The sequence below is a fragment of the Paenibacillus sp. S-12 genome (assembly GCF_030363895.1).
Taxonomy (GTDB): Bacteria; Bacillota; Bacilli; order Paenibacillales; family Paenibacillaceae; genus Paenibacillus_B; species Paenibacillus_B alvei.
This window is the reverse complement of the sequence record NZ_JASIUF010000005.1, coordinates 648,074-667,095: the sequence shown is the minus strand read 5'-3', so window position 1 is coordinate 667,095 and position 19,022 is coordinate 648,074. Positions and strand designations below refer to the sequence as shown.

The window sequence follows — 19,022 nt, the reverse complement described above, 5'->3', positions numbered from 1 at the left end:
TCCCTTCTACATATCGATCAAGTCAGCCATTCCTGCGAACATGGCGTGCCGTCTACAGATTGTGCCGCAACAATGGCATTATGAACAGCATAGCCAAGCACTTCCGCTGCCCACATCCCTGCAAGATCCACAGAAGACTCAACTCCGCCCGTCGTCATTGCGAACACTGTGTCCCCATCATACATCGTATGGACTGGATAAATCGTTCGAGCCAATCCATTGTGGGCCATTTGAGCAATTTTCGTCATTTCGGTTTTGGTGAATGAACCGTTACAGGCAACCGCAGCAATCGTCGTATTCGTACCCGGCTTCAACGTTCCTTGAAAAGGATTAGCCAATTGGGTAAGAAAGGACAACGGATCAATAAAGCTCCCCTTTTCATCTGATCTTGCACCAGCCAGTGTTCTGCCGTTCTTCGGGTGTCTAACCTCGCCGACTGCATTGACTGCGACAGCGGCTCCAACAATCAGTCCATTGGGCAATTGTACAGAAGCCGTGCCGAATCCGCCTTTCATTGACCGATCAGTGCCCGCGAATTTGCCAAGCGTTGCACCCGTTCCCGCACCAACATTCCCTTCAGCAACCATTCCAGATGAAGCGCTCACTGCAGCCGCATATCCCATCTCTGCAGTTGGTACAACTGTGGGATCGCCAAGCGCCAGGTCAAATAAAATCGCCGAAGGTACGATTGGCACCTTCGCAACGCCTACATCCAATCCAATCTCCTGCTCCTGCAGCCGCTGCATGACCCCTTGTGCGGCAGCAAGTCCAAATGCGCTTCCGCCGCTAAGGCAAAGAGCATGTATATGCTGAACGAGCGCCGTCGGCTGCAAAAGCTCCGTCTCACGAGTACCTGGCGCTGAACCCCGGACATCGACGCCGCATACAGCGCCTTGCTCGGCTACAATGACAGTACAGCCCGTAAGTGCAATATTGTCCTGTGCATGGCCTACAGCAATGCCAGGTACATCTGTTATTGATCCAGGATAGCGAGCGGGCTTGTCACCCGCTCTATTCGTATAATGGGATGATTCCATATGCTCACCCTTTCCGGTGTGATTATGATGCGCCCTGCTATTTCCACACCAATCCGCTTCAGATTGCAACAAGAACGTGGCACCATTTTGGGCAAGCCTACACGCCTGTAAGAGGAAGATTGTCGAAAAAAGTAAACTCTTGCAGAAAAATGCACGTTTTTGCGCTTTCCCGAGAAATAATTTTGTCTTCCTTTCCCGAGATAGCGGCCCCTTGGCCTGTCATACATCGGATAGACCAAAATCCTGCATGAAGCAGAGAAAGGAGCCCGATTGCAATGGGCTCCTCTTTGACATTAGGATGTTATACAAGTCCGAACAATCTGCGGCAGCGGCCAGGACGGTTCGCTCGGAATCGCTCGACATTGCCCTGATCCATCATCGTGACATATACGGTACATCCATCTTCGCCACCGAAGGTCACATTTGTGCAGTTGCTTCCATGGAGTCGTATCTCTTCGAGCAGAGTTCCATCCGGAGCGAGAACTGCTACCGTCCCTTTGCCAAAGCGAGCAACGTACAGATTGCCGTCTATATCACAGCGCATCCCATCCAGTCCGAAATCCGGAAACTCATGAAATAGCCGCTTGTTCGAAATACTTCCGTCCTCATGAAGATCATAGACCCATATTCGGCGTTGAACCGACTCGTTAACATACAACAGACGCTCGTCCGAGCTCACCTCTATGCCGTTCGTAGTTCCCATGCCCGTTTCCAACAATGTCATTTCTCCATTTGGACGGATGCGCCAGATTTGCCCGGAATCATCGGCCCACTTCGGATCACTTGCAAATATAATATCATTCGCCATAATTGCAATATCGTTCGGCTGATTCATTGTTGGATCGTGTGCAAGCACTTGCAGCTCCTTCGTCACAAAGGAATATCGGAACACATGATGTCCTGCATAATCGGCGATGCACATCTCCCCTCTGCGATTAAAGCGGATACCATTGCCTATGCATCCCTCGGGAAGCTCCAGAAACACAGAGCATTCGCCTGCCGGCGTGACTTTTCCAATAGTGCCTTGGCGTTCATAATTGACCGCGTACAAATTGCCTTCCTTATCGCAAGCAGGACCTTCTATGCCTTGTGTAAACCCATGCTGTGGTGTAAATACCTCACTGCTTCGCATTTCCACTGATCCATCAAACGTCTGACTCATGCTATCTCCCTCTCCCTCTTCGCATGTACATCATTCATAACGTTAAACGATCTTGCTCATGGTACGGCCTAACAGAAGTAAATCGCTTCATAGCCGCAATTGCAGTATGACAGCGATTCCTATCCCCGCATAAAATTCGCACAATCTCGCGTTAGACGGGGAAGTCAACTCGTATGATCAGAGCTTGTCCAACTCACCGATGTTCATTATTTATCGTGATCCTCATCCGAATCTCCAGCATCCATTTGGAATGAACGCAATTTTTCCTTCTCTTGCACATGCGCCTCAATCATGTCGCGCTTGAGCTCCCAGGCCTTCGTGCTCACATCGACATGATACTGCTCTGGGTTCGTCTTCCGCAAATATTCCGGCCAGAACAGTTGCAGCTGCTCCTTATGGTAGTTGCGGATCTCCTCCAGAGGCGGGCGTTCATATACAAGCTTGCCGTCCCGATATACAGGCTGAAGCAGCAGTTCTGCATCATAACTCTCCACATATTTGTGTAAGTATGGGTGAATTGGATCAAACAGCTTAATTTTCGCCCGACGCTTTACATCATCCTCTTCAGAGAGGCAAATGTAGTCAGCGATCGCTTTTTTCTTTTTCTTATGAATGATGCGGTAAACATCCTTCTTGCCTGGCGTCGTGACCTTCTCTGGATTCGCAGAAATTTTGATCGTTGGCTGCATCTCTCCGTTTACTTCACGAGATACAAGCTTGTACACGCCGCCAAGCGAAGGCTGATCCGCTGCCGTAATCAGTTGTGTGCCGACTCCCCACATTTCCACACGAGCACCCTGTGATTTCAAGTCTGAAATCGTATACTCATCCAAATCGTTAGATGCACAAATCTGCACATCAGTCAGACCGGCCTCATCCAGCAGCTTGCGGGCTTGAATGGACAAGTACGCAATGTCCCCGCTGTCGAGTCGAATCGCCTGTAGCTTCTTCCCTTTTTTCTCCAGCTCAAGACCAATTTGAATCGCATTCGGAATTCCGCTGTGCAGCGTATCATACGTATCGACGAGCAGCGTCACCTGATTAGGCAGCGCTTCAGCGAATGCATGAAAAGCCTCTTCCTCGCTCTCGAAGCTTTGCACCCACGCATGAGCATGCGTCCCTTTTGTCGGAATACCGAACCTACGGCCCGCGAGCATATTTGAAGTGGCATGGAAGCCTGCCAAGTAAGCTGCACGCGCGCCCCATAATGCAGCATCTGCCTCTTGGGCCCGGCGTGTGCCGAATTCCATCAAAATATCGTTCGGAGCGACATGCTTGATGCGCGAAGCCTTGGTTGCGATCAATGTCTGAAAGTTCATGAAGTTCAATAGAGCTGTCTCAATCAGTTGCGTTTCGAACACACGTCCCTCTACGCGAATAAGCGGCTCATTGGCGAATACGAGCGTACCTTCTCGAACTGCATCAATCTGTCCGGTAAAACGGAATGCGCGCAGCTCTTCCAGAAACGCTTTCTCGTATTGCTCTTCCTGCATACCTAGATACTCTATGTCTTCTTCTGTGAAATGCAAATGCTCAATATACTCAACAATTCGCTCAAGACCGGCGAACACGGCATACCCATTATGGAAGGGCAGCTTGCGGAAAAATGCTTCAAACACCGTCTGCTGATTATGTGTGCCATTCTTCCAGTGCGCATACATCATATTGATTTGATATTTATCTGTGTGTAAGGCCATTGATGTATTCATCAAGTCATCTCTCTTTCTACCGTTTACCAGTCAGACTGTATGCGGCAATTAACTATTCTGTGCGGTACCCGCTTACAATTTGGGCACCAAGCGAATTGCGGAAGTGCTGCAATGCCCACGCATGAGCTTGCCCGTTAAAGGTTGCAACAGCATCCTCATGAACAACAATTTTATATCCTTTATTATAAGCATCCACTGCCGTATGAAGCACGCAGATGTCTGTACATACGCCAACCAAGTGAATCTCTTGAATATGTCTAGCTCGCAATTGCATATCTAGATCGGTACCGCAAAATGAGCTGTATCTGGTCTTATCCATCCAATATACATCTGATTTATGACGCTCGTAGGCATCGGCTACTTTACCGTATAGGTTCCGCCCTTCAGTCCCCCGAATGTTATGGGGCGGGAACAACGCTGATTCCGGATGGTACGGATCCTGCTCCTCATGCAGATCCACGGCCATCGTAACAAAATCACCAGCAGCCGCGAAGGACTCTACCAAATCCGCAACACGATCCTCGATATGTACGGCTGGATCTCCGCAAGGAAGGCGACCAATCACAAAATCATACGTATAATCAATGACAATTAATGCCTTCAATTCCAATTGCATCCCCTCTCCGAGGCCCGCTATCCGATAGTTAGCTTATCGTCATTATGACAAATCGGTGCTAAATGTCAACCACCTGCACGCGGGCTTCTCACGTGAAAAGTTCCTGTCGCCATCGTACCGAGCTCACCTTGCTCGTTCACAATTGTCCCTTGAATCGTAAGCACGCGCTTCGTTGCATGGGTAACATGCGCTCGAGCTTCCAATATGCCCAGCTTCATTGGACGTAAAAAGTTCACATTCAAGCTCCCCGTCACAATGTTCTGATCCTGCTTATATGCAGTGGCGGCAATCCCCATCGTATTGTCCAGCAGAGAAGATAATACGCCTCCATTCACAATGCCCATCATATTCAAATGGTGATCCTTCGCGTCAAGACGAACGACCACTTCCTTCTCATCCGCATGAACGAGCTCACAGCCCAAGTATCCCCAGAATGACGTTTGCGCGCTTTCCTTTATTTCATCCCACCGCAAGATTTGCTCGTTGCTCATGTTGGCCACCTCTCGATTTATCCGCCATTATTTACCTTACAGTATACCGACATTATGCCCTTCTATCACTAACAAAATGTCGAAAGAAGCGAAGGCCGATCGTTTTGATGACCGGCCTTCTCCTCTATTTTATCACATTGTTGCTTCAAATGGTTCGTCTCCTGCTACTTATCGTCAGAAGAGTTGTCGCCATGATGCTCGTGTTGGAGCCGGCGCTGCGCCTCTTCTTCAACCAGCTTACGGCGAAGCACTTTGCCAACCATCGTCTTAGGCAGCTCCCCTCGGAACTCGATTTGCCGAGGAATTTTAAATGCAGCCAGCTTCGCACGGCACCAACCGACCAAGTCCTCCTCTGTAATCGTTGAACCATCCACTCGTACGATGAAAGCCTTGACCGTTTCCCCTCGATATGGATCTGGAACTCCGATTACTGCTGCTTCTTTCACCTGAGGATGCTCGAACAGCACCTCTTCTACATCGCGCGGGAATACTTTGAATCCGCTTGCATTAATCATCTCCTTCTTCCGATCAACGATCGAGAAGAACCCATCCTCATCCATCTTCGCCATGTCACCGGTTAGCAGCCAGCCCTCTTTCAATACTTCCGCTGTCTCTCTAGGCCGATTCCAATACCCCTTCATAACCTGCGGTCCGCGTACGGCGAGCTCTCCGATAGAGCCTATCGGCAATTCTTCAAGAGTATCTGGATTTACAACTTTAGCATCAGTGTCCGGGAATGGAACCCCAATCGTTCCAGCCTTCCGATACCCCCATACCGGATTGGCATGCGTAACCGGGGAAGACTCTGTTAAGCCGTATCCCTCAATCAATCTCCCGCCCGTAATGGCTTCAAATCTTTCTTGTACCTCAAGCGGGAGAGGCGCGGAACCAGACACACATGCCTGCACCGATGATAAATCATAACGAGCAATCTCTTTATGGTGATTGATCGCAATATACATTGTCGGAGCGCCGGGGAATATCGTTACCTTTTCCTTGGAGATCGATTCCAGCACTTGTTTTGTATCGAACCGCGGCAGCAATATCAGCTTGCCTGCCAGATGGATGCCCAAATTAAGAAGAACCGTCAAGCCGAATACATGAAAGCACGGAAGTGCTGCAAGAAACGTTTCCTTGCCTCTTTGTGCGCAGTAGAACCAATTTGCCGTTTGCGTTGTATTTGCGAGCAAATTATAATGCGTCAGCATGACACCCTTGGCTACTCCTGTTGTCCCGCCCGTATATTGAAACATAGCCACATCCTGCTCGGCATCGACAGGACAAATCGTAGTCAGCGGAGCACTTGAAGCGAGCCAGCGCTTATAGCGTATTACACCAGGCACCTCGGGAACCGCAAGCGATTGACCTTCCTTCTTCATTTTGAGCGGATACAGCCAATTTTTCGGGAAAGGCAAATAATCACGGATCGAGGTTACGATCATATGATTAAGCTTGGTTTTCTGCTTGACATGCAGTACACGAGCAAACAGCAAATCGAGTGTTATGATTACCGTTGCCCCTGAATCCTCCAATTGGTGAGCCAGTTCTCCCTCCATGTACAGCGGACTGGTCATCACTACGATTCCACCCATAAATAACGTGCCATAATAGGCAATAAGCATTTGCGGGCAATTCGGCAGCATGATGGCAACCCGATCCCCTGCACTCACCCCGAGCGAGCGCAAGCCGCCTGCAAATTGATAAACTGAAGCAAGCAATTCACGATAAGAAAGCGCCTTACCCATGAATTCAATCGCTGTACGCTCTGGGTACTCAGCAGCAGCCTTCTCCAGCAGGTGTGCCACATTATGCTTCGGATAGTCGAACGACGGAGCTACTTCTTTCGGATAATGGCGCAGCCAAGGCCTTTCATCAGCACTCATGTGCTACTCCCCTTCCTCGTTCTGTCTGCGCTGCGCGCAAGGCAGCAGCGCAGATCAGTCACTGAAAATAGCGCTTAATTACATCACGATATACCGTTCGTTCGCGATTACACGAACAGCGATGTCCCGCTTCTGCGAAATTAAGGACAATGGCGAGGTGCGGCTGAACTTCTTGAGCAAAGAGAGCTGCGTGCGAAGCACGTCCCCTGATGCAGCTTCATGGAGTGTTTCCTTTGCTCTTTGCTCGATAACCTGGATCGAATCGCGAACGAATACCTGAGTCATCCGCATAGCCAGAGCAGCCTTCTCCTCTCCAAAGCGGTTGATTAGCTTATTCGTTCGCAGTATCGCGCTTTCTGCCGCATAAATGTAAATCATCATATCAGCAAGGGCAGAGAGAACCTCCTGCTGCTCCTCGATACGTGTTCCATATTTCTGAACAGCGGTTCCACCCACGACCAGAAAAGCGGTCTTCATTTGGTTCAATAGTCCATATAGAACAGACAAGGGATCCTCTTCGCTGTCGCTAAGAGATGGACGGAATGCAAGCACCTCTTCCTGCAGCCGCTCCAATCGCTCCATTAATGGGAGCTCTCCCTTCAATGCTTTTTTCAGCAGCGTACCTGGAATGAGAAGCCGGTTGATTTCATTCGTGCCCTCGAAAATGCGGTTAATGCGCGCATCACGATAAATTCGCTCCACCTTGTATTCTTGGGTGTAACCATAGCCACCGTGAATTTGCACGCCTTCATCCGCAATTGTATGCAGTGCTTCACTGCCGAACACCTTAATAATGGAGCATTCAAGGGCAAATTCTGCGATTGCTTTGGCTGGAGACGCGACCGTATGCGTACCGCCTTGTGTTCCCGTATCCGTTGACTTCTCATGTAAGCCCTGGAGCATAGCGTCGATATAACCAGAGGTTCGATAAACCATGCTTTCTAATACATAAGTTAGCGTATTCATCTCGGCAAGCTTCTTCCCAATAAGCGGGAAGCTGCTGATCGGCTTGCCGAACTGCGTTCTTGCATTCGCATAGGCAGAAGCCAGCTGGATCGTTTCCTTTGCTGCGCCAAGACAGCCCGCCCCTAGCTTGAATCTGCCGATATTTAATATGTTAAAAGCAATAAGGTGCCCTTTCCCGATCTCTCCGAGCACATTATCAACAGGTACACGCATGTTATCAAAGTAAATCGGGCAGGTGGATGAGCCCTTGATTCCCATCTTTTTCTCTTCCGGTCCAACCGTAAATCCTTCCATGCCCCGCTCCACGATAAACGCCGTAAATTTCTCACCGTCTACCTTCGCATATACGATAAAAATATCCGCAAATCCTGCGTTCGTAATATACAGTTTTGAGCCGTTTAAAGTATAATGGGCCCCATCCTCAGTCAGCTTAGCAGTTGTACGAGCGCCTAGTGCATCAGATCCTGAGGCGGGTTCGGTTAAACAATAGGCGGCTATTTTAGCGCCAGTTGCTAGTTGCGGCAAATATGTGCGCTTTTGCTGTTCGGTTCCAAAGTACACGATCGGCAGTGTCCCAATCCCTACGTGAGCCCCAATGGACAATGCGAAGGACGATGCCTTCGCCAGATTCTCATTTACGATCGTGGAGCTCACCTTATCGAGTCCCAGCCCGCCAAAAACTTCGGGTATATCCACGGCTAATAGGCCGAGCTCACCAGCCTTGCGCATCAGTTGAACTGTCAGCTCGTAATTGAGCCGTTCAATCTCTTCATCATGCTGCAGCACATCCCCTTCGACAAAAGCCTTTGTTGTATCGGCGAACAACCGCTGCTCTGAGGTGAAATCCTCGGGCGTTACTACCCATTCAAGCTTCGGCTCGTCAATAACGAAACCACCGCCCCTTATTCGCGTCGTAGACGCTGCATCCATGCCTCATTCCTCCTGTCCCATGCTGTTCATCTCGTACAGTGCTGTTCGGATAGCTTCGTCCCAGGCTGTCCCAAGCCTATGTAGCCAAACCTATGCCGAAAGACGGGTTTACAGCTATCCGTCCCCCATTTGTAATGAGTAAGACAAGCCATTTTACATAAATTAGCAACCCTTCTCCCCTTCCTTATGCAGGATGCTGTCTAATCTGTACTCACGCAACTTGGCTGTACGTAAAGAACTATGTTTGATGGATATGAGTTTTGACACTAAAAAATTCGTCCTTGCCCTTGCTATGACCGCTGGTTAATGAAATTGCTGAATCAGGAATAGAGATAAGTTAACAAATTCCCCCATACAATGATTGCATAAAGTTGAGAATAAGTCTTAATTACAGACCGGTCTGCTCTTGGAAGACGGAGGAAAGAGGATTATTCATCCTTATGACGAATATGGCAATAAAGAAACAGGAAAGTGGAAAGGGAACTATGGCGGACATCCCTCTAATCACTTCGTTACACATCGACCATGCGCTTGCTTCTAAACGATAAGATCTACAAGTAAGCCGCAAGCGTGCTATCGACTGGAAAGGAGTGCTGCCCTATGAGCCGCACATATGCTGTAATTGCTGAAATACGTGGAACTCGATTGCACCAGGTTACATTCGAAGCGCTTGGTGCTGCTGCGCAGATGGCGAAGCCTGATGATCGAATTATTGTGCTTGTCATTGGATATCAACTTGCAGAGGACACCATCCAGTCCTTAAAGATTCGAGGAATTGCGCAAGTTAGCTGCGCAGATGATGAAAGGTATAGATATTACGAGGCAGAAACCTATTTTTCGGCATTGCAAGCATTTACGGAACAGCAATCACCAGATGTCGTGCTGCTTGGACACACGGCTATGGGACGCGACCTTGCCCCTATGCTTGCTGCCCAGCTCCATACTGGCCATATTTCAGATGTCGTCTCCATACAATCGGATGCGGCTGGCAGTACGTTCTTGAGACCTGTCTATGCAGGCAAAGCATTTGAAACAAAACGCTTTGCCAACCAAGCCCGACCTTGGATTATCACGATCCGGCCTAACTACTTCAGTCCTATAACCCAACAAGCTGGAAGGCTTCCCGCGTATCAGTCCGTAAATGATCCTCAATTTATTTCCCTGCTTGCCCCGGCCTCATCCTTACGGACTGTCGTCCATGAAGTTGTGACCAGAATGAGCGGATCTGTAAATTTGTCTGAGGCTAAAATTATTATTTCTGGCGGGCGCGGTGTGAAAAGCCCCGCAGGTTTCAAGCCGCTGGAGCAGCTGGCCCGTGTACTGAATGGTGCAGTCGGGGCTTCGCGCGGCGCTTGTGATGCCGGCTATTGCGATTACTCTCTGCAGATCGGACAAACGGGCAAGGTCGTTACGCCCGAAATTTATTTCGCATGTGGAATTAGCGGCGCCATCCAACATATTGCAGGGATGGGTCAATCCCGCACTATCGTTGCCATCAATATTGATCCATATGCTCCTATTTTCAAGGTAGCCAATTACGCTATTGTTGGCGACTTATTCGAGGTTGTGCCGCTGCTTACCGAACAATTCCGCAAGCTATTATCCTAATTTGCTTCCTCTCACCCTATTTCCTTCAACAATCGCAAAAGAAGGCTTCCCGCCTTAACTGCAGGAAGCCTTCTTATTTCATCCTATGCTAATCGCATGATTCTGGCGCTTCTGGTGTGACTGCTTCTACCTCGATCTTCTCAGATACCGTGTCACGAATAACCGACATGATCAGTTGAAGCAAATAATTTACATCACTCTGGCTTTGCTGGAATTCCACAACGAGCGGAATATTATCCAGTTCGTCTTGGAGCTCGCTAATCTCATTTTCAATTTTATCCACCATCTTAGCATTTTGGAATGATTGGAACGCAACCAATTCCTTTTGCTTTTTCTTAATCGAGGAGATTAGCTCTTGTACCCTATTATGCATCTGAATTTGCTTCTCGGCTTGCTGGAATTGCCGAACCTCATCTGTCGTGAGAATAAGCTCGGACAACTGCTTCGCCTTTGCCATAATATCTTCGCGGACTAGCAAGTCCCGCGTATTGAACTTCGGTATTCCGCATCCCGATCGATGGACATGCTCCTCATGTTCCGAGTGTTCTGCGTGTTCCGAATTCACCTTTGAAGATTGTGACTGTTGCGTCAATGAGAACCTCTCCCATCTATTCGGCCTGAATTGTATTGGTAAAATCTATCTCTTCTCGTTTATTGTATCCGATAATACAGAAAAGGTTAAGAAGTCATTTGCATCGGTTCTGTGACAAGCACACCCTTGATGTAATATGACATAATATCTGTAATTTTAACATGTACGATTTGACCGATCAACGATGCCGGACCTGCAAAATGGACAAGCTTGTTCGTACGCGTACGTGCAGATAAAATGTCAGGGTTATTCTTACTTTCCCCTTCTACCAAGACTTCAACGACTTGATCCATCAATCGTTCGTTACTGCGACGACTCTGCTCCTGCAGCAGTGCATTCAAGCGCTGCAAGCGCTCCTTCTTCACTTCCATCGGAACATTGTCTTCCATCCCTGCCGCTGGCGTGCCTTCTCGCGGTGAATAGATAAAAGTGTAGGCAAAGTCGAATTCTACCTCTCGCACGAGAGACATCGTTTCTTCGAACTGTTCATCTGTCTCGCCTGGGAAACCGACGATAATATCTGTCGTAAAGACGACATCTGGAATCGCCTGCTTGATTTTGAAAGCCAGTTCCAGGAAGCGTTTCCGGTCATACTTGCGGCTCATTTTCTTCAATATTTCCGTGCTTCCTGATTGTACAGGAAGATGAATATGCTCAACCAAATTGCCGCGCTTTGCAAGCACCTCAATTAATCGGTCATCAAAGTCTCTTGGATGAGAAGTGGTAAAGCGAATGCGCGGTACATCGATGGTACGAATTTCATCCATCAAATCGCCGAATGAATAGGTAATGTCGGCAAAATCTTTACCGTAAGCGTTGACATTTTGACCGAGCAGTGTAATCTCCTTGAACCCTTGACGAGCCAAGTCTCTAACCTCAGCAATTACGTCTTCCGGACGGCGGCTGCGCTCTTTCCCGCGTGTGTACGGAACGATGCAGTATGTACAGAACTTATCGCAGCCATACATAATGTTGACCCATGCTCGCATACCTTCCCGCTTCTTCGGCAGATTTTCAATAATGTCGCCTTCTTTAGACCATACCTCCACGACCATTTCCTTATTGAACAAGGCATCGCGAATCAGCACCGGCAAGCGGTGAATATTATGTGTACCGAATACGATATCAACGAATTGATGCTTTTGCATGATTCGATTCACGACATTTTCTTCTTGGGACATACAACCGCACACGCCAAGAATAAGCCCAGGTCTTTGCAGCTTCAATGTCTTCAAATGTCCGAGTTCGCCAAAAACTTTATCCTCTGCATTTTCACGAATCGCACATGTATTTAATAAAATGATATCGGCCTGTTTCCGATCTTCCGTTTTTTCATAGCCCATTTGTTCGAGTAAGCCGCTCATTGTCTCGGAATCATGCTCGTTCATCTGGCAGCCGAATGTATAGATGATATATTTCTTTCCAACACCTAGATCCTTTAGCTCCTCAGTCACTGCCTGATCATAATGCACCTGAATATCCTGTTTGCCCCGTTGCTTCTCTTGACGCTGGTTAGGCTCCGAAATAATGTTGATTTCACGACCATTTATACGAATCCGTTTACCTTGTTCATCCTCGGAAATGACTTTGGCATTCGAGAAATCAAAATATTTGGAGTAATCTTTCGACTCTTTGTTCATTTGTGTCGGCACTCCTTCTTCTCAATCGATTCTGTAGGTTTTCATTGTGGTGTTCATCTGTAGTCTTCTATCTTTATGCAAACCACCAATGTATGTACATGAACATCACTTCGAATTATACCATCATCCGAAGATGAGAGCCAAGAATGAACTTCCATATTTAGTTATTCGGAGTGGACAACATGGCCCTATGCTATCCAAAACACTGTAAACAGTAAGAATTTCCAAAATTCAAAATAGACAGGATTGGTCATAGTGGCCTGGTGTAAACATCGTTTTTGTCGGTAGAGTGTGGATCATGTATGAAAAAAAGCCTCGGAGCATGCCGGGGCTTACTTTTTTGGCTTAGGTCTCATTGTGTCATAAACAGGTTTATTGCACTTTAAAGCAGGTATATACTTCATCCACCCAGAGGCCACGCATCGCAGTCATATAAAGATGAAATCCATTTCAGGTCAATATTTTATATTGATTGACGTACAATGATGTTATAAGGAATAAGGAGGAAGAACATTCTCTTGAAGGTGCTAATTTTCCACTCACTTTATAGATTCAATTCTTTTCCGCTTTCCTTCTGTATCTTTTCAAGCTATATTGTTTGCCAATAGGCTGTTCAAGTCGCTTGTGTTCTCCGTTTTTGTACCATCTCATCCACGTTTGTATTTGCGTCCTGTTTTTGATGTGTAACTCTTTCATGACTTCTTTAACGGTAATTCCCGCTAATCTCATTTCTATTGCTTTCAGCTTCACTTCCAATGGATAACTCACTCTAGGTGCCATCACAAGCACCACAAGAATCTACGTTCAGTACGAGACAGCTTATCGCGTATTCCCCAAATTCCTTGCCCTCGATTGTAATCTGATTGTCCTTTACAACCGTAATGACACCATTCGAAATACAGTGAGTCAACTCATTCGGTAATAGTGGGTGAACCGGAGGAACTGGCATCGCTAAAACCGTTGCTGTTGCCAATACATTGGATGATTTTTTCATAGTCTGTAAGCCTCCTAGGTATGTTCCTTTGTGTTACATTTCCTAAAGACGGGCGCGCGTCAACTAATGTTGCAAGTGAAAATAAGCCAATCCCCCCTGAAAACGGAAGGACGGGAGCCTGTACCTGCTTGACCTTCCCGGGCGTGTACTACTTCACCAGCTACGAAAGCACAGATAGGAGCTTTATGGCTCTTAACAATATCAATGTCTGTATGAAATACTGTGCCGCCGTTGAATGGATCACTTCTGTATCCATATGGGCTTGTTACGCGGAATCCATATTCTCCCCAATTAATTGTCATTCTGACATCTCCTTTTCGTGACTCTAACCGTTATTTTTTATCAAGATCCGATTTGCCCAGTTCAATAACCCAATTCAATACAGGCAGCGGCAGCTAGTCATTCCATCCTGATCCTATGCTGTTGGCTATCATGGACTGTAACACATGGTAGAGAGTACTGAGGGCGATCGCCCCAAATACAAGACCAGGCAACCCGAACATGACGTCAAGCAGATGCCCGCCACACGGAAGCAGCAGAATGAAAAATGTCCTTGCCACGCCTCCAAACCGCTTTCCATTTGTCCATCTCTAAACCTCCCCAATTGAAATAGCCCCCACGCTGGTGAGGGCATAAAAATAGCATAGCGCTGACCGTCTATGCGGCAGCGCCTAAACTACATATTTAATATGAACTCTGCTCTTACAAAGTAGTCATCTATGCAAAAAAGGCACAGCCCATAAGGACTGCACCTTTAATTTCTTAGTATGATTCAATAATTAATCAATGATCTCAGCTGTGTCGCCGTTTTTTACACCAGCAGCATTCGCTTCGTCTGTGTCGATATGCATGTCCAATGCAAATTTTTCGGAAACACGTGCAATCACGTTTTCAAATACAACACCGCGCTCTCCGCCTACACGTACGCGAAGCTTTTGCTTGTCTTGAATCCCCCATTTTTCTGCATCAGAAGTATGGAAGTGAATGTGACGCGCAGCTACGATAACGCCGTCTTGCAGTTCAACTTCACCGGCAGGTCCTTTTACAAGAATACCTGGAGTACCTTCGATATCACCAGATTCGCGAACTGGTGCTTTTACACCAATTGCAAAGGAGTCAGTACGGGAAATTTCCAATTGGGATGCAGGGCGTGCAGGTCCCAAAATACGAACTTTATTGAAGGATCCTTTGGAACCTACAACTTCAACTGTTTCGTTCGCAGCATATTGTCCTGGCTGGGACAATGGCTTGAACTCAGTCAATTGATAGCCTTTGCCGAACAAAATCTCGATATGTTCTTGAGTCAAATGAATATGGCGAGCGGATACGCCGACAGGTACGTTTTTCATTTCTCTTCCACCTCACGTATGTGTTCTCTCTAGCTAGTACCAAATCATATTATACTACGAAAAGCAACAAGGCATGCGCCTAAAGACGCATGCCTTTTCAACAATTATTTGAATTCTGCCACCAATTTGTCAAATTCTTCAGAAGAAAGACGAATATTTTGCTTCGCTAACGGTTCAGCGCGGAATCCAGTTACGAGATTCTCATAGCTCTTCTTCGATGTATCTTGATAGATAAGACCTGTTATCATTCCATCTGTTTCCATCAGCTTCGTCATTGCCGCGATGCGGTTAGACGGATCATAGCCTTCCACGGAATCCAAATTGATGATGTTCTCCTTGAACCAATCATACGTATTGATCTTGTTGAAGGTTACACATGGGCTGAACACGTTGATTAAAGAGAAGCCTTCGTGCTTGATGCCTTCTTCAATCAAGGATGTCAGCTGCTTCAAATCACTTGAGAACGATTGTGCTACGAAGGTAGCTCCCGCAGAGAGCGCAATTTCAAGCGGACTCAATGTGTTCTCGATTGCGCCTTCCGGTGTACTCTTCGTCTTAAAGCCGACCGCGCTGCGTGGCGAAGTCTGGCCTTTCGTTAATCCATAGATTTGATTATCCATTACGATGTAGGTTATGTTGATGTTACGACGAATCGCATGCACCGTATGTCCCATCCCAATCGCGAAGCCGTCTCCATCCCCGCCGGATGCAATGACGGTCAAGTCGCGATTGGCCAGCTTCAATCCTTGTGCGATTGGAAGCGCACGGCCGTGAATGCTGTGGAAGCCGTATGCATTAATATATCCTGAAATCCGACCAGAACAACCAATCCCTGATACAACTGCCAAATTCTCAGGTTCCAATCCGACATTGGCAGCTGCGCGTTGAATGGCTGCCTGAATTGAGAAGTCGCCGCAGCCTGGGCACCAATTCGGCTTCACATTGTTGCGAAACTCTTTGAACGTTGCCATTCTAGACCAACTCCTTGCTTTGTTTGTACAATTCCAAAGGCAGGAACGGAGTTCCATCATATTTATTAATTCGGCGAAGCTTCTCTCCGAATCCGACGTTCAGTTTCACTTGATCAGCCAATTGGCCAGTAGCATTGTTCTCTACCACAACGATTTGCTTCGCCTTCTGCGCATGCGGAGTGAATAGCTCTGTTGGGAACGGATAGATTTGACGAACGGTGATGTGGTTCGTCTTTACACCGTCTGCTTCCAAGCGTCTGCGCGCTTCATCAATCGTACCGCCTGTGGAGCCCATACCCACCAGAAGTAAATCTGGTTCTTCATGCGGTACATCTGCATGAATGGCGTTTGTCACCTGCAGCCCATTCAATTTGTTCAACCGTTTGTCCATCATCTTCTTGCGGTTCACTGCACTTTCCGACGGTCTGCCGATCTCGTCGTGCTCTACGCCAGTTACGTGGTGAAGCCCGCCTTTCTCTCCTGGGATAACACGTGGAGAGATGCCGTCTTCCGTAAACTCATAGCGCTTAAACTGTTGGTTAGCCTCTAACGGAGGTACATCACTCACCAGCTTGCCGCGGTCGATCATGATTTGCTCATAATCCAGCATTTCACATGTTTGCTTGCCGAGAGACAATTGCAAATCCGTCAATACGATAACTGGACATTGGTATTTCTCTGCTAGGTTGAATGCTTCTACTGTATCGAAGAAGCACTCTTCTATTGAACTTGGCGCGATCACGATCTTTGGAATTTCACCGTGCGTCCCGTAAATCATCGCGTTCATATCACTTTGTTCCTGCTTCGTCGGAAGCCCTGTACTTGGACCGCCGCGCTGTGTATTTACGATTACAATCGGTGTTTCCGTCATCCCCGCAAGACCGATTGCCTCAGTCTTCAAGGATAGACCAGGACCTGCGGACGCAGTCAATGCACGTACGCCTCCATAGTTAGCGCCGATCGCCATCGTAACTGCTGCGATCTCATCCTCTGTTTGAATAACCGTGCCGCCGAACTTCGGCAGACGCTTAATCAAATATTCCATAATCTCAGATGCTGGCGTAATTGGATAAGCCGCCATCAGGCGGCATCCTGCTGCCACTGCACCCAAGCCAATTGCATCGTTACCTATCATGAACAGCTTCTGCTTGCCATCAGCCGGCTCCAGCTTGAAATCATCAAGCGGACCGCCTGCTTGCTCCAGCACGAACTCTGCACCTCTACGTGCCGCCTCTACGTTCTTCTCTACGACTGCTGGACCCTTACGACTGAATTCCTCTTCAAGCGCCTTGTTGAAGACCTCCAGCGGCAATCCAAGCAGTGCCCATGAAGCGCCTGAAGCAACCATGTTCTTCATGAGAGAAGCACCCAGCTCTTCCGCGATTGCTGTGAACGGAACAGCGAACAGACGCGCATCTACACCTTCTGGGACAGTCGGATTGAACTTTGCATCTGCAACGATTACGCCGCCTGCACGAAGCTCACCAACGTTCAAATCGATGGATTCCTGGTCGAATGCGACCAGAATGTCCAAGTCGTCTGAAATTGCACGAATCGGCTTCGTACTGATACGAATCTTGTTGTTCGTATGACCACCCTTAATACGAGAAGAAAAATGACGGTAACCATATAAATAGTATCCAAGACGATTCAATGCCGTCGAGAAAATACGGTCCGTACTTTCTACGCCTTCCCCTTGCTGACCCCCGATTTTCCAAGACAATTGACTAATCAAGCTCGCCCACTCCTTTTGAAAGGTGACTCGCATATGCATCACGACGGATGCCACCAAAATTCGATAAATTGTAACAAGTAAAATACTGTAATGGTTGAGTCAATCTCATTCTATGTCCAGAGGTTGGAAAAAGCAAGCGTTTTCGCCGATGTCCACGATAGCAAGTTTCGATAGATATGATACCTTCATGAGATGAATGGACAATTATCCTTTCCTCGCAGGAAGGTTCGTCTTCAGAAACTGGACAGCATTGCTATGAGCAATGCGATTGACAAATTCCGACGAATATCTGTATTCGATCGCTTCCAGCAAATTGCCGTATCGACCGGCGTGTTCCAACCCTTGCACCTTGCGATCAATGCCGTCGAAGTCCGAGCCGAACATGATATGATGTTCACCGCCCAATTCACATATCCGATCGATATGGCGAAGCAAATCCTCAATCGTAACAGCTTGGCGATCCGAGATAAATTGCGGTACAAATGTTATTCCGATTCTGCCGTCACGCTCGATAATCGCCTTAATCTGTGCATCACTCAAGTTTCTTGGATGGGCAAGCACATGAGCCGAATTGGAATGGGATGCGAATACGGGACGCGCTGTGAGCTCCAACAGCTCCCAGAAAGCACGTTCATTCAAATGGGAGACATCTACCATCATCCCCAGCTTGTCACACTCGCGAATGAGTTGTTTCCCCTTGTTCGTAAAGCCAGCCTGCCTCGGCTCTAGGGTTCCGTCTACAGCCCAGTTCGAGTGATTCCAAGTCAATCCAAGGAAACGAACGCCAAGCTCAAATGCAGTTCGCACATACACCATGTCGCCTTCCAGACCGTCAACACCTTCAATGGACAGCAATGCCCCCGTTGCCTGGGGAATTTGCTCCCAATGCTCAACATCTTCGCGCCACCGAATAAGGGACACGTCTGGCAGTGAACATATCCGTTCTCGCAGCAAATCAATACAACGCAAAATTTGAGAGAATTGCGGAGGGCCGCTAAGTAAAGCTTCTTCTAAAAATACCGCAAAAACCTGCATGCCTACATTACCTGCCCGCATACGCGGCAGCGTAATATCCAGTGCATCCTCGCTCATAAAATCCAGTTTGCCTGTGTAGAGCATCTTGTACAATACATCGCAATGAAAATCAATAATTCGTTGTGTCATGTTATCCCGTCTCCTTCTTTTTGTTATTCTTATCGGATCGCCAATCTATTCCGCCGCTATTCGAACTGTGCTTGTCCGAATTGCCGCACCTAGATCCATCTTAACCATCTTTCTTCCCGAGGAACACAAAGCAAAAAACCTGCTTACGTTGTAAACAGGCTGAAAAAAGTCGTTA

At 47.7% G+C, this 19,022-nt stretch carries 17 protein-coding genes and 1 pseudogene; 1 reads left to right on the top strand and 17 read right to left on the bottom strand.

Annotation, left to right across the window (positions count from 1 at the left end; translation table 11 throughout):
- Positions 1-17: 17 nt before the first annotated feature.
- From NO352_RS05920 to NO352_RS05890, 7 genes are all read right to left on the bottom strand, one after another.
- Positions 18-1,037: a P1 family peptidase gene (locus tag NO352_RS05920; RefSeq protein WP_268623159.1), complete on the bottom strand. Its 1,020-nt coding sequence runs from the start codon at positions 1,035-1,037 to the stop codon at positions 18-20.
- 301 nt (positions 1,038-1,338) lie between these two features.
- Complete coding sequence (locus NO352_RS05915; RefSeq protein WP_005550473.1) at positions 1,339-2,199, bottom strand: SMP-30/gluconolactonase/LRE family protein; 861 nt, start codon at positions 2,197-2,199, stop codon at positions 1,339-1,341.
- A gap of 206 nt (positions 2,200-2,405) precedes the next feature.
- The gene (locus tag NO352_RS05910; RefSeq protein WP_412071104.1) at positions 2,406-3,908 is read right to left on the bottom strand and encodes a nicotinate phosphoribosyltransferase; all 1,503 of its coding nucleotides are present in this window, start codon (positions 3,906-3,908) and stop codon (positions 2,406-2,408) included.
- A gap of 52 nt (positions 3,909-3,960) precedes the next feature.
- Positions 3,961-4,512, bottom strand: coding sequence for a cysteine hydrolase family protein (locus tag NO352_RS05905; RefSeq protein WP_197267583.1), 552 nt, complete (start codon positions 4,510-4,512; stop codon positions 3,961-3,963).
- Positions 4,513-4,589: 77 nt separating this feature from the next.
- Positions 4,590-5,015 carry a PaaI family thioesterase gene (locus NO352_RS05900; RefSeq protein WP_005550478.1) on the bottom strand — a complete coding sequence of 142 codons (426 nt, stop codon included), beginning with the start codon at positions 5,013-5,015 and terminating at the stop codon, positions 4,590-4,592.
- A gap of 164 nt (positions 5,016-5,179) precedes the next feature.
- A complete protein-coding gene (locus NO352_RS05895) occupies positions 5,180-6,898 on the bottom strand; it encodes a long-chain-fatty-acid--CoA ligase (RefSeq protein ID WP_268623148.1) in 1,719 nt (572 codons plus the stop codon).
- 78 nt (positions 6,899-6,976) lie between these two features.
- Positions 6,977-8,794, bottom strand: a complete 1,818-nt coding sequence (locus NO352_RS05890) for an acyl-CoA dehydrogenase family protein (protein WP_268623147.1) — start codon at positions 8,792-8,794, stop codon at positions 6,977-6,979.
- A gap of 600 nt (positions 8,795-9,394) precedes the next feature.
- On the opposite strand from NO352_RS05890, the gene NO352_RS05885 reads away from it, so the two are divergent.
- A complete protein-coding gene (locus tag NO352_RS05885; RefSeq protein WP_289355056.1) occupies positions 9,395-10,402 on the top strand; it encodes an electron transfer flavoprotein subunit alpha/FixB family protein in 1,008 nt (335 codons plus the stop codon).
- Between the two features lie 88 nt (positions 10,403-10,490).
- Here the strand turns inward: NO352_RS05885 and NO352_RS05880 are convergent, their stop codons facing one another.
- The 10 genes and pseudogenes from NO352_RS05880 to NO352_RS05835 form a co-directional block, all read right to left on the bottom strand.
- Positions 10,491-10,994, bottom strand: a complete 504-nt coding sequence (locus NO352_RS05880) for a YlbF/YmcA family competence regulator (protein WP_289355055.1) — start codon at positions 10,992-10,994, stop codon at positions 10,491-10,493.
- A gap of 86 nt (positions 10,995-11,080) precedes the next feature.
- Positions 11,081-12,634, bottom strand: coding sequence for a tRNA (N6-isopentenyl adenosine(37)-C2)-methylthiotransferase MiaB (miaB, locus tag NO352_RS05875; RefSeq protein WP_289355054.1), 1,554 nt, complete (start codon positions 12,632-12,634; stop codon positions 11,081-11,083).
- Between the two features lie 588 nt (positions 12,635-13,222).
- Positions 13,223-13,414 (bottom strand): annotated as a pseudogene (locus NO352_RS05870) (helix-turn-helix domain-containing protein); the annotation flags it as partial.
- Positions 13,404-13,628: a hypothetical protein gene (locus tag NO352_RS05865; protein ID WP_005550485.1), complete on the bottom strand. Its 225-nt coding sequence runs from the start codon at positions 13,626-13,628 to the stop codon at positions 13,404-13,406. The pseudogene NO352_RS05870 and the gene NO352_RS05865, both read right to left, overlap by 11 nt.
- A 59-nt stretch (positions 13,629-13,687) precedes the next feature.
- Positions 13,688-13,930, bottom strand: a complete 243-nt coding sequence (locus NO352_RS05860) for a M23 family metallopeptidase (RefSeq protein ID WP_289355053.1) — start codon at positions 13,928-13,930, stop codon at positions 13,688-13,690.
- A 93-nt stretch (positions 13,931-14,023) separates the two neighbouring features.
- Complete coding sequence (locus NO352_RS05855; protein ID WP_157267239.1) at positions 14,024-14,188, bottom strand: hypothetical protein; 165 nt, start codon at positions 14,186-14,188, stop codon at positions 14,024-14,026.
- Positions 14,189-14,407: 219 nt separating this feature from the next.
- Positions 14,408-14,977, bottom strand: coding sequence for a phosphate propanoyltransferase (gene pduL, locus NO352_RS05850; protein WP_005550487.1), 570 nt, complete (start codon positions 14,975-14,977; stop codon positions 14,408-14,410).
- Between the two features lie 104 nt (positions 14,978-15,081).
- Entirely contained in the window at positions 15,082-15,948 is an 867-nt protein-coding gene (locus tag NO352_RS05845) for a 2-oxoacid:ferredoxin oxidoreductase subunit beta (protein ID WP_268623141.1), read from the bottom strand.
- A gap of 1 nt (position 15,949) precedes the next feature.
- Positions 15,950-17,683: a 2-oxoacid:acceptor oxidoreductase subunit alpha gene (locus tag NO352_RS05840; RefSeq protein ID WP_289355052.1), complete on the bottom strand. Its 1,734-nt coding sequence runs from the start codon at positions 17,681-17,683 to the stop codon at positions 15,950-15,952.
- Positions 17,684-17,887: 204 nt separating this feature from the next.
- On the bottom strand, positions 17,888-18,847 hold the full coding sequence (locus NO352_RS05835; RefSeq protein ID WP_289355051.1) for a dipeptidase: 960 nt from the start codon (positions 18,845-18,847) through the stop codon (positions 17,888-17,890).
- Between the last annotated feature and the right edge of the window lie 175 nt (positions 18,848-19,022).